Source organism: Streptomyces sp. NPDC005899 (assembly GCF_040629645.1).
Classification (GTDB): domain Bacteria; phylum Actinomycetota; class Actinomycetes; order Streptomycetales; family Streptomycetaceae; genus Streptomyces.
On record NZ_JBEXWB010000202.1, the window covers coordinates 1 to 11616 of the forward strand.

The window sequence follows — 11616 nt, forward strand, 5'->3', positions numbered from 1 at the left end:
GTGGGCCGCACGCCTCGAAGCCGCCGCGGACCCACCCCGCCGTACCGGAGTGCGGCACTCCGGCGGTCCGCGCGGTGTCCAGGCACGCGGCACCGCGCCTTGCCTCACGGCCCCTGGGTGGCGGGACGGACGGCGCCTACCGCGGTTCGGTCGCGATCTGGATGAGGTTGCCGCAGGTGTCGTCGAACACCGCGGTGGTGACGGGCCCCATGTCCAAGGGCTCCTGGGTGAAGCGGACACCGAGACCGCGCAGGCGCTCGTACTCCGCCCTCACGTCGTCGACGGCGAACTGGGCGAGAGGGATGCCGTCCTCGACGAGGGCGTCGCGGTAGGTCCTGACAGCCGGGTGACCGGCCGGCTCCAGCAGGAGTTCCGTGCCCTCGGGCTCGTCGGGCGAGACGACCGTCAGCCATCGATCCTTCTCGCCCAGCGGAACGTCGTGCTTCTTGAGGAACCCCAGCATCTCGGTGTAGAACCGCTCGGCCTTGGCCTGGTCGTCGACGTAGACGCTGGTCAGGTGCATCTTCATGGGGCACTCTCCTCGGGTTCGGCCGCATCCGGCACGAGCCACCGCTCCGCGATCCGCCGTAGCGGAGCCGTGTTCAGGTCGTGGAACTTGCAGCGGCCCTCCCGTCTGGTCTCGACGAGACCGGCCGCCTCCAGCAGGGCGAGGTGCTGGGACACCGCCTGGCGCGAGATGCCGACGTGGTGCTTCACGCTCAGCCGGGAGCAGATCTCGAACAGCGTCTGCCCCGACTTCTCCGTGAGCTCGTCGAGGATGGTGCGGCGAGTCGGGTCGGCCAGGGCTCTGAACAGTTCGTCGGCCACGCCCCTCATGATAGGCAAGCCGTCACTTGCCTATCAAGCGGGACGCGCCTCCATGTCACCGGGTCCGCACGTGTGGGAAGCGGAACCGGCCCACCAGGACTGCCCGTACGAACGCGGAGCGCACGGGACCGTGCTGCCGGAAGCGCCGACGGGCGAGCCGTCAGTCGTGTCGGTGGGCGTTGAGCCGGGCGGCCTGGCGTGTCAGGTGCTCCCGCTCGGCGAGGTTGGCAGCCTTGTGCGCCGCTTCGGCGTACAGCCGCGCCGCCGCCACCACGTCGCCGTCCCGCTCGTGCAGGTACGCCGCCACCGCGGTGTGGCGGGGCAGCGAAGCGTCCAGCGCCGCGAGGGCCGCGAGACCGGCGCGCGGCCCGTCGGCCTCCCCCACGGCCACCGCACGATTGAGCCGGACGACCGGGCTGCCGGTCAGGCGGCAGACCTCGTCGTACCACTCCACGATCTGCACCCAGTCGGTCTCCTCGGCGGTGGGCGCGTCGGCGTGCAGTGCCGCGATGGCGGCCTGGGCCTGGAACTCCCCCAGCCGGTCCCTGGCGAGCGCCGCCTGCAGGATGCCGACGCCTTCGGCGATCATCGCCGTGTCCCAGCGTCCGCGATCCTGCTCGGCGAGCGGCACCAGGCTGCCGTCGGGCGTGGTCCGGGCGACGCGCCGGGCGTGGTGGAGCAGCATGAGGGCCAGCAGGCCCGCCGCCTCGGGGTGGTCGACGACGGCCGCGAGCTGCCGGGCGAGCCGGATCGCCTCCGCGGCGAGGTCGACGTCGCCGGAGTAGCCCTCGTTGAAGACCAGGTAGAGGACGCGCAGCACGGTGGCGACATCGCCGGGCCGGTCGAACCGCGCCGTGGAGACCGTGCGCTTGGCCCGGCTGATGCGCTGCGCCATGGTCGCCTCGGGCACCAGGTAGGCCCGGGCGACCTGACGGGTGGTCAGCCCACCCACGGCGCGCAGGGTGAGCGCGACCGCGGATGACGGCGTCAGGGACGGGTGGGCACACAGGAAGTACAGCTGGAGCGTGTCGTCGACCGCGGGCGCGGGCCCCGGCGCCGGTTCCTCCTCGACGAGGTCCTCGCGCCGCCGGCGGGCGGTCTCCGCGCGGGCGTGGTCGAGGAACCGGCGCCAGGCCACGGTGACCAGCCAGCCCTTCGGATCCCTCGGGGGGTCGTCCGGCCAGACGCGGACCGCCTCGACCAACGCCTCCTGGACGGCGTCCTCGGCCGCCGCGAAGTCGGCTCCGCGGCGGACGAGGATTCCGAGCACGCTCGGGGTGAGGCTCCGGAGCAGCGCCTCGTTCACGGCGGCGGTCACTCCGTGATCGTGGGCGGCTCGGTCAGGAAGGGGCGCAGCTCCAGCCACTCGTGGATCGGCTGCCCACCCGCCCCCGGGGCGGCGGACAGTTCGCCGGCGAGCTCGACCGCGCGCTCGTACGTGTCGACGTCGATGACCATCCAGCCGGCGATGAGGTCCTTCGTCTCGGCGAACGGGCCGTCGGTGACCGGGGGGCGCCCCTCGCCGTCGTACCGGACGAACGTGCCCTCGGGAGCGAGCGCCTGACCGTCGACGAACTCGCCCGTCTTCTCGAGCCCGGCCGCGAAGTCGTGCATGTACCGCATGTGGGCCGAGATCTCCTCGGGCGTCCACCGGTCCATCGGGACGTCGTTGACCGCGGCCGGGGCGCCACGGTAGTGCTTGAGAAGCAGGTACTTGGCCATGGTGTTCTCCTCGGTGCTGTGCGGCCCGTTCCGGCCGCGTTCATGGCAGGGACGGAGCCGGCCGCGAGTTCTCGACATCGTCGCCGGAATTCTTCTCCACTTTCTCCGAGGTCCCCGGGCCGACGCGGCCGAGTCGTCCCCGGACGCAGGTTCTCGCCGCGGTGTCAAGACGCCCGGTGGCGAGCGGCCTCCCCGGGCGGCGGAGGCCGAGTGCCTGGCCCGGGAGAGTCCTCGCCGCGTCACCGTAGTGGGGCACCTGCTGGTACGGGTGTGATCGGCCGGCCGGCCGGGACGTGGCACTCCCGAGCGTCCCGGGCGCCGAGGCACAGCGGATCGCATGCCAATCGGATGCCATGAGTGCCGGGTCCGAACGTTGTCGGCCACGCCGCTGTCGACCTCTCTCCCGCCGTGCGCCCCGGAAGCAGGGCGCAACTCCACGCCGCGGAGCCTGACGACTTAGCGCCGCCCGAGCGCGTCGCCGCTCTCCGGCGGGCGGCCCAGGAGTCGGGGGTCGAGCTGGAGGTCTTCCGCTACCCGGGCGCGGGCCACTTCTACACCGACCGGGACCTGCCGGACCACGACCCCTGCGCAGCGGAACTGACGTGGCGCCGGGTGCTGGAGTTCCTCGGCTGAGCGCGGCCGGCCCGGCATCGCCCGCATCAGGGGGCGGCACCGCGGTGATCCCGGTGGTTCGAACGGGCTGTGCCATCCACCCGGGGGCGATCGTCCAGTACTCCGTCCGGGTGAAACGTCGACGGAAGGGAATAGCGGGTGGACGGCGGTGTTGGTCACGGCATGACTTCTGACACGCGCGGAACCTTCGGACGGATCGGCATCTGGAGCGGGGCCCTGCACGGGGCACGGACCGACGACACGGGCCGGCGGGCGATCGCGGAGGCGGTCGCCGAACTGGACGATCTGGGGTACGGCACCCTCTGGGTCGGGGGCAGCCCCTCCCCCGAGGACGCCGTGTCCGTCGTGGCGGCCACCCGTACGACCACCGTGGCCACCGGCATCCTGAGCATCTGGGATCACACGGCCGAGGAGGTGGCGTCCCGGATCGCCGCCCTCGACACGGCCGCACGCGCGCGGTTCGTCCTCGGCCTCGGCGTCAGCCACGGACCGATGGTGCCCCAGTACAAGAAGCCGTACAGCGCGATGGTCGCCTATCTCGACGCCCTGGACGCCGCCACTGTGCCCGTGGAGGCGGGGCGGAGGGTCCTCGCGGCGCTCGGCCCCAAGATGCTGGCACTGGCGAGCGGCCGTGCGGTGGGAGCGCACCCCTACCTCGTCACCTCCGAGCACACGGCGGAGGCGCGTGAGGCGCTCGGTCCCGGCGCACTGCTCGCACCCGAGCTGTCGGTGGTGCTCGACACCGACCTGGACCGCGCCCGCACCACCGCGCGGAACATGCTGGAGATGTACCTGCGACTGCCCAACTACACGGACAACCTGCTCCGGCTGGGGTTCGCGGAGAGTGACTTCGCCGACGGCGGCAGCGTACGGCTCCTCGACGCCCTCTTCGCGCTGGGTGACACCGAGCGCGTGCGGGCCCGGGCGCAGGAGTACTTCGACGCCGGCGCCGACCATGTCGCACTCCAGGTCCTCACGGCCGACGAGGGCGGGGCCGGTCTGCCGAGGGCCGAATGGCGTGCGCTGGCCCAGGCGTTCGCCGACGAGCTGTAACCCCGGCGAGCCCTCCGGCGGCACCGGGGCCCAGGGCGGTCGAACCGGAAGGCGGCACGCCGGGCGTGCGCGTGCCGCGGCCCGGGCAGCGCCGCCTCCGAGGTCTGCTGTGGCAGCGGAGCCGGGGCGGGTGCGCGGGCCCATGCCGGGGCGGGTGCGCGGCCCCATGCCGGGGTGACGGAGGGGGCCCGCCCCGGGTTCAGCTCCGGAGGAAGTCCAGAAGGTCCTGGTTGAACCTCTCCTTGTCGCCCGGGACCATCGCGAGGCCGTGGGAGCCGCCCTCGTACACCTTCAGCGTGGCGTTCGGCACGAGCTCGGCGGTCTTGCGGCCTGTCGCGTCGATCGGCACGATCTGGTCGTCGTCACCGTGGACGACGAGCGTCGGGATGTCGAACTTCCGCAGGTCCTCGTGGAAGTCGGTCTCCGCGAAGGCGTCGACGCAGGCGACGCCGCCCTCGATGGTCTCCTGCATGGCCATGGCCCAGAAGGCGTCCTTGTTGCCCTGAGTGACCTTGTTCCCGGCACGGTCGGCACCGAAGAACCCTTCCGCGGTGTCCCTCCAGAACTGCGAACGCTCGGTGAGGATGCCCTGCTTGATGCCGTCGAAGACGCTCCGGGGGACGCCCTCGGCGTTGTCCGGACCCTGCAGCATCAGCGGCGTGATGGCCGACAGCAGTACCGCGGACCTGATGCGGTCCGTGCCGTGGCGGCCGATGTAACGCGCCAGCTCGCCGCCGCCCATCGAATGCGCGACGAGCGTCACCTCGCGCAGGTCGAGGGCGTGGAGGAGGTCGTTCAGATCGTCGGCGAAGGTGTCGAAGTCGTAGCCGTGCCACACCGGGGTCGAGCGTCCGTGACCGCGCCGGTCGTGGGCGATGCCGCGAAAGCCGTGGTCCGCGACCCACTTGAGCTGATCCTGCCACGCGTCCCCGCTCAGCGGCCAGCCGTGGATGAAGACCACCGGGCGTCCAAGACCCCAGTCCTTGTAGAAGATCTCGACACCGTCGCGCGTGCTGACCGTGGGCATGGGCAATCCTTCCGGTGTGGGAGGCGGGCCGGGCCACGCCGTGGGTGGGAGCCTCGCCGGACGGGGCCTCGAGCTGCGCACGGTCGCGGATCCCTCAACCATGGTGTGGGCCGACCGGCACACCGGCAACACGAACCACCGGGCGCACGGCCGCGGCACCCCGGCCTTCCGTTCCCACGCGGTCCTTCGCACCCGGCCACGGCACGGGGATGACGTAGGCGGAGGTGGGTGCGGGCTCACGTACACATGTGCCGACGTGCACCGGCACGATGTGGGTTCCGTGGTTCGTGACGTCGACTTCACGCCACCTGAGCGCCGGTCAGCGGCAGTTGTCCCCTGTCGTCGGTTCCACGGGATGCGTAAGGGCTGTGTCGGGATGGTGTCCGGTGGGGCCTTGACATCGTTGGTGTGGGTAGCATCAGCCGCTATACCCGTTTCACACACATCGAAGGACGAGGCACTCATGGCCAAAAACGCTCCCCCGGCAGGCGTCACCGCTGACTATGCGCAGAGGGTCGCCGATGATCTCGCGGCGAACCGGAGCGATCAGGAGCGGGTACAGGCGGAACTGACCAGGCTGCGGGACGAGCTCGTCCAGCTCCAGGACAGTGAGCAGGTGCTGAGCAAGATGCAGGAGGTGCTCGGCGGCGCCGCGAAGGCCGTCCCGGCACCCACCAAGCCGCGCACGGCGGCGTCCGTGCCGGCGGCACGCAGTCCGAAGGGCAAGTCGGCGCCGCAGAAGGCGTCACGCACGGCCAAGGCCGGTGCGGGGGCGGGACGGAAGGCCGCCGCCAAGAAGAAGGGTCCGGACAAGGCCGTTGCGGCCGAGCCGACATGGCGTGAGCTGATCGCCGGCTACCTGGCCGCGCAGCGGGAACCGAAGTCGGCCTCCGAGGTCGCCGCCGGACTCGCCGAGTCGCACCCGCAGCGCAAGGTGCAGGTCACCGTCGTGCGCAACACCCTGGAACAGGGCGTCGCGCAGGGCGTTCTGGAACGCTCCAAGCAGGGTCGATCCGTCTTCTACAGCCCGGTCGAGCCGGCCGCGGCCGCGGCCGCGTCGAAGGACGAGGCACCCGCCCCGGCCCCGGCCCAGTAACACCTGGCACAGCCTCCTGCCGTACGGTCGGGGGCTGTTCGGCAACGGGCCGTTCCGCGTGCTCCGCGGTCGGGCCGGTACTCGTGGAGCGGCCCCGCACGATCGGAGCGGGCCGCTGGGGACCGGCACCGGAGCATCGGCTCGGACCGCGGCCGGACGCCTCCGCCCGACGGCACACCCCCACGGCACACCCCCACGGCGCCCTCCGGCGCACCGGACGCACAGCCGGCCGGCCGGACCCCGGACGGGTGAGCTCGCGCAGAGGTGGCACCCCTCTCACGTCACGGGCTGTCGCCGGCCCAGTCGAACCGGCGCGGGTCGTCGGTGCGGGGCCCGTACAGTGCCCGCCCGCCGGTGTAGCGGCCGAGCTCCGTGGACAGGGCCGCGCCCTCCAGCAACCGCTCCGCCGTCCAGCCGGTGACATCGAGGAGCAGGCCGTCCAGCGGACCGCCCACGAGTTCGACGTAGAGCCGCCCCGGCCGCGGGCCGGGATCCGGATCGTCGTGGTCGCCTCCGTAGACCCTCTTGCGCATGATCTGCTCGTCCATACCCCGTAGCCTCGCACCCGCCACTGACAACCGGGCCGACCCCGCGGGCCGATCGGGGCACACATGGGCGTGGGCAGGCCCGCGCGCCCCGTTCGCGCACGCACGAGCTCTCCCACGTGACACGAGGCAGGGCCCGCGAGGTGGACGTCGAACGGGCACCGGAGGTATCACCCCCCACCGGCCCGCTACTGCCGGCTGCGCACGAGGAGGTACAGGAAGTACGGGGTTCCGATGACGGCTGTCATGAGGCCGGCGCCCAGCTGGGCCGGGGCGATGACGGTGCGGCCGAGCAGGTCGGCGGTGCAGACGAGCAGGGCGCCGAGCAGCACCGCGACCGGCAGGACCCGGACGTGCCGCCGTCCCACGAGCGCGCGCGCCGCGTGCGGTGCCACGAGCCCCACGAAGCCGATCGTCCCGGCGGCGGCCACGGCTGTCGCGCTGAGCAGCACACTCAGTGCGAGGAAGCCGAGACGCCGGGGGCCCAGGTCGAGTCCCAGGAGCCGCGGGGTGTCCTGGTCGAGTGACACGAGGTCGAGTTCCGTGCGGCGCGCCAGTGCCACGGTGCCGCCGAGGACGAGCACGACGGCGAGGGGCAGGACGTCGGGCAGCGTCCTTCCATAGGTGGACCCCGACAGCCAGGTCAGCGCCTTCGCCGCGTTGAACGGGTCGGTGAGGACGATGAGGAGACTCGTCAGCGCCGTCGCCCCGGTGGCGAATCCGATGCCGACGAGGACCAGCCTGTTTTGGGGGAATCCGCCACGCGCCGCGAGCCCGAAGACCACGAGGGCGCTGACGGCGGCTCCCGCGAAAGCGGCTCCGGCCACGCCCCACGAGCCGGCGGCCGGCGCCGTCGTGACGAGGACGACCGCACCGAGGGCGGCACCACCCGAGACACCGAGGACTCCGGGCTCGGCCAGTGGGTTGCGCGTCACCGCCTGCACGAGCGTCCCGGCCAGTGCCAGCGCCGCACCCGCCAGGAGTGCGGCGAGCACCCTGGGCATCCGTGTGTCCAGGACGAAGGACACGGCGTGGCCCGCCCTGCCCTGGGCCCAGTTCACGACGTCGCCGAGGAGGAGTTTGCTGTCGCCCAGCAGAACGGCGCCGACCGCCACACCGACGACGACGGCCACGAGGACCGCCGTGGTGGTCAGGAAGACCACCCGGCTGCGGATGCGCACCCGGTCCTGCGCGAGGCCGTCGGAGGCGTCCCGGGCCCGGACCGCCATCACGATCAGGAACACGGCGCCCACGACGCTCGTCACGACCCCGGTGGGCACCCGTACAGCCGCTTCCGGTGTCACGAGCGCGCGCAGCAGTACGTCGGAGCAGAGGACGAGCGCCACACCGGCCAGGCCCGCCAGGGGTACGCGTGCACGGGTGCGGGCGAAGACGCGGAACCGGCCGGCGAGGGGGCGGACGAGGGCGGGGGCGCACAGGCCGACGAAGCCGATCGGACCGGCGAGTGTGACCGCCGCCGCGGCGAGCAGGGAGGTGAGCACGACCACCGTGATGCGTGTGGACCGTACCGGTACCCCGAGTCCGCGGGCGGCGTCGTCGCCCAGTGCGAGGGCGTCGACCCGGCGGGCGGTCAGCAGCAGGCCGACCAGGCCGACGAGCGCCACGGGTGCCATGCCCACCACACCGTCGAAGCCGTTCTGGCCGATGCCTCCCTGGTTCCACCGGTACAGGCCCTCGGTCTGCTCGGGGAAGAGCAGCAGCAGCCCTTCGGTCACCGATCCGAGACCGAGGGCGAGGGCGCTCCCGGCCAGTACGAGGCGGACGGTGCCCGCTCCGAGCCCCGACAGCCCGAGCACGACGGCCGCCGCCGTGAGGCCTCCGGCGAACGCGACACCGGAGGAGGCGAGGAGCGGCAGCGACGTGCCGGTGACGGCGACGAGTCCGAGTGCCGCGTACGAACCGGCGTTGACCGCGAGGGTGTCGGGGGACGCCAGGACGTTGCGGCTGATGGCCTGGAGGGCGGCCCCCGCCATGCCGAGTACGGCGCCGACGAGGAGTCCGGCGGTCATTCTGGGGAGCCGCGAGGCGATGACGACGGACGCGTCGGCCGGGTCGGCGCGTCCGGTGAGCGCCTTCCAGACCTCTGCGGGGCCGACGGCGGCCGTGCCCTGCGTGATGTCGGCTACGGCGAGGGCGGCGACCAGGAGCACGAGCGCGGCCGTCACCGCGACCGCGCCCGCCCGGGACGTGGCCGTCGACGGACGGGCTGCGGAAATCTCTGCGGTGACGGCCATCGTGCTACTTCGTCAGCGCTTCGACGAGCGAGTCGACGTAGGCCTCCATCGACCCGGGCCCGCCGAACATCCAGATGCCGTCGTCCAGCCGGTGGACGTCGCCCGCCTTGACGAAGGGCAGGGACTTCCATACGGAGTTCTCGGCCAGGGCGCCGGTGAACGGGGTGCTGTTCTTGTCCCCGTCGCTGCCGATGTAGGCGAACCGCACGCCGTCACCGAGGGCGGTGAGGCCTTCGACGTCGGTGGCGGCGAGGCCGTAGCTCTCGTCCCCCTTGACGGTCCAGGCGTTCTTGAGGCCGATCGCCTCGTTGACGGCGCCGATGAGGGAGCCGCTGGTGTAGGGGCGGATGGACACCTGGTTGGAGGTCACGTAGCCGTCGGCGAAGGCGATCTCCGTCCCGGCGAGACCGGCGTCCGCGAGCGCCTTCTTCCCCTGCGCGAGCTTGGCGTCGAACCTCTTCCCGGCCTTTTCGGCCTGCTCCTCGGTGCCGGTGGCCTCGGCGATGAGGTCGAGGTTCTCCTTCATCAGCCCGATCTGGTCGGAGCCGTCGGCCGACTTCAGCTGGAGGACGGGAGCGATCCTGCGCAGCTGCTTGACGGCGGACGCGGGCAGGTCGGTGGTGGCGACGATGAGGTCGGGCGAGAGCGAGGCGATCGTGTCCATGCTCGGCTCGCCGCGCGTGCCGATGTCCTTGGGGTCGTTCTTCAGGGGTGCGGACGTGTCCCACGTCCTGTACCCCTTGACGTCGGCGACGCCCACGGGGTCGACGCCGAGGGCGAGGAGGCTCTCGACGACGTTCCACTCCGTACCGACGACGTCGGTGGCGGGCCGGTCGAGTCGGACCTTCGTACCGGATGCGTCGGTGAGGGAGATGGGGGCGGAGCCCTTCGCCGAGTCGGTGGCGGCCGGCTCGGTCGTTCCGCAGGAGGTCAGGGTGAGCGCGGCGGCGGTTACCGCGGCCGCGGTGAGCAGGAGGCGTCTCATGGGGTGGTGCTGAGCCTTTCGGTTCTGGTGTGGTGGCGGCCTATGGCGCGGGTGCGCAGCCTGCCGGTCAGGGGGTCTGTGTCCACGTCGATCCGGATGCCGTAGGTGCCGGTCAGACGTTCGGGAGTCAGTACGTCCTCGGGCGGTCCGTCTGCGACGACACGCCCCGCGTGGAGGAGCACGATCCGGTCGGCCACGGCGGCGGCCTGGTCGAGGTCGTGGAGGACGACGCCGACCGCGATGTGGTGGTCGTCCGTCAGGTCGCGTACGAGGTCGAGGAGTTCGACCTGGTAGCGGAGGTCGAGGTAGGTCGTGGGCTCGTCGAGGAGGAGTACGCCGGTCTCCTGGGCGAGGCAGCCGGCGAGCCACACCCGCTGGAGCTGTCCGCCGGACAGGTTGTCGGCGCCGCGCCCGGCCAGCTCGGTCAGGCCCGTCATGGCGAGAGCGCGGTCGACGGCCGCCGGGCCGCCCGGATCCTTCCCGCCCCACCGGCCGCGGTAGGGATAGCGGCCGAACTCCACGACATCGCGCACGGTGAGGCCGCTGGGGGTGGGACGGCTCTGGGTCAGCAGGGCGACGTGGCTCGCGAACTCGCGCGAGGTCAGGGCGAGGCCGTCGATGCCGGCGTCGATGGTGAGCGTCCCGCGGCGGGGCCGCTGCAGCCGGGCGAGGGTGCGCAGGAGCGTCGACTTGCCGCTGCCGTTCGGTCCGACGAGGGCGGTCACCTCGCCGGGCCGCAGGGTCAGCGCCGCGTCGTGCACGACGTCGAGGCCGTCGTAGGCCACGGTCACCGCGGCGGCCGACAGCATGTGCCCGCGCCTCGAATTGCGGGGCGTCTCTTCACCAGATCTCACATGGTGAAGGTTAGCCTAACCTAATCAGGCCCCTGACCAGGGCCCTCCCGCACGGGTCCTCGGCCTTCCGGCCGGTGCCGTCCGGAGCGTCTCCGGGTCCTGAACGGCTCGCGCCCGCCACCCCGGTCAGGAGTTCGTGGCCACGGCGTCGTCCGGCCCCGGGCCGGAACGCACCGCCCAGGTCGTCCGGCCCCGGGCCGGAGTTCACCGCCGGGGCATGGCCGAACGCCGGCCAGGCGATCGCGGCGCCCACATGCCGCCCGTCAGCGTCCCCGCCCCGCCCGGGCGGACACGGGTCGAGAGCCCGGACGACCACGGCCCAGGCCGACGCCCGGTCAGCGTCCGTACGTGCCGCGGCACAGGCTCACGATCTCCGGCGAGGCGACGCCACGGCCTGCGGCGCATACGGTCCGCATGTCGTACGTCTCCGCCGGCCGGGTCCGGCCGGATGCCGCCGGCCGCCGCGGCTTCGGACGGAACGGCTCCGGGCGGGCGGTGGCATACGGCCTCGGCTCCTGCCGCACGTCGGGGCGGGCGGGCGGCACCGCTGCGGCTCCGCGCCGTTCGACGGTGCGCTCGGTCTCCTTCCGCCTGCCTTCCTCCCGCCGCTCCCCGTCG

Annotated in this window: 11 protein-coding genes and 2 pseudogenes; 3 read left to right on the forward strand and 10 right to left on the reverse strand. The window is 72.6% G+C overall.

Annotated features, from left to right (window positions below):
• Positions 1-136: 136 nt before the first annotated feature.
• From ABZ371_RS21150 to ABZ371_RS21165, 4 genes are all read right to left on the reverse strand, one after another.
• Positions 137-529, reverse strand: a complete 393-nt coding sequence (locus tag ABZ371_RS21150; protein ID WP_358681884.1) for a VOC family protein — start codon at positions 527-529, stop codon at positions 137-139.
• Positions 526-828: a metalloregulator ArsR/SmtB family transcription factor gene (locus tag ABZ371_RS21155; protein WP_358681887.1), complete on the reverse strand. Its 303-nt coding sequence runs from the start codon at positions 826-828 to the stop codon at positions 526-528. The genes ABZ371_RS21150 and ABZ371_RS21155 overlap by 4 nt, the downstream gene beginning before the upstream one ends.
• Positions 829-988: 160 nt before the next feature.
• Complete coding sequence (locus tag ABZ371_RS21160; protein WP_358681912.1) at positions 989-2134, reverse strand: DUF6596 domain-containing protein; 1146 nt, start codon at positions 2132-2134, stop codon at positions 989-991.
• 8 nt (positions 2135-2142) lie between these two features.
• Positions 2143-2550 carry a YciI family protein gene (locus ABZ371_RS21165; RefSeq protein ID WP_358681890.1) on the reverse strand — a complete coding sequence of 136 codons (408 nt, stop codon included), beginning with the start codon at positions 2548-2550 and terminating at the stop codon, positions 2143-2145.
• A 372-nt stretch (positions 2551-2922) separates the two neighbouring features.
• Between ABZ371_RS21165 and ABZ371_RS21170 the strand changes: the two are divergent.
• Together ABZ371_RS21170 and ABZ371_RS21175 are read left to right on the forward strand one after the other, a co-directional pair.
• Positions 2923-3183, forward strand: a pseudogene (locus ABZ371_RS21170) (dienelactone hydrolase family protein); the annotation flags it as partial.
• Between the two features lie 162 nt (positions 3184-3345).
• On the forward strand, positions 3346-4236 hold the full coding sequence (locus ABZ371_RS21175) for a TIGR03620 family F420-dependent LLM class oxidoreductase (RefSeq protein WP_358681893.1): 891 nt from the start codon (positions 3346-3348) through the stop codon (positions 4234-4236).
• A 199-nt stretch (positions 4237-4435) separates the two neighbouring features.
• On the opposite strand, the gene ABZ371_RS21180 is transcribed toward ABZ371_RS21175, so the two are convergent.
• Entirely contained in the window at positions 4436-5263 is an 828-nt protein-coding gene (locus ABZ371_RS21180) for an alpha/beta hydrolase (RefSeq protein WP_358681895.1), read from the reverse strand.
• Positions 5264-5726: 463 nt separating this feature from the next.
• On the opposite strand from ABZ371_RS21180, the gene ABZ371_RS21185 reads away from it, so the two are divergent.
• A complete protein-coding gene (locus tag ABZ371_RS21185; protein WP_358681898.1) occupies positions 5727-6359 on the forward strand; it encodes a hypothetical protein in 633 nt (210 codons plus the stop codon).
• A 281-nt stretch (positions 6360-6640) separates the two neighbouring features.
• Here ABZ371_RS21185 and ABZ371_RS21190 read toward each other — a convergent pair whose 3' ends face one another.
• From ABZ371_RS21190 to ABZ371_RS21210, 5 genes and pseudogenes are all read right to left on the reverse strand, one after another.
• A complete protein-coding gene (locus ABZ371_RS21190) occupies positions 6641-6907 on the reverse strand; it encodes a hypothetical protein (protein ID WP_358681901.1) in 267 nt (88 codons plus the stop codon).
• A gap of 185 nt (positions 6908-7092) precedes the next feature.
• The gene (locus ABZ371_RS21195) at positions 7093-9159 is read right to left on the reverse strand and encodes an iron ABC transporter permease (protein ID WP_358681904.1); all 2067 of its coding nucleotides are present in this window, start codon (positions 9157-9159) and stop codon (positions 7093-7095) included.
• 4 nt (positions 9160-9163) lie between these two features.
• Positions 9164-10144, reverse strand: coding sequence for an iron-siderophore ABC transporter substrate-binding protein (locus ABZ371_RS21200; RefSeq protein ID WP_358681907.1), 981 nt, complete (start codon positions 10142-10144; stop codon positions 9164-9166).
• Positions 10141-10998 (reverse strand): ABC transporter ATP-binding protein, encoded by an 858-nt coding sequence (locus tag ABZ371_RS21205; RefSeq protein WP_358681909.1) that lies wholly within the window; start codon positions 10996-10998, stop codon positions 10141-10143. Before ABZ371_RS21205 ends, ABZ371_RS21200 begins: the two co-directional genes overlap by 4 nt.
• Before the next feature lie 335 nt (positions 10999-11333).
• Positions 11334-11616, reverse strand: a pseudogene (locus tag ABZ371_RS21210) (hypothetical protein); the annotation flags it as partial.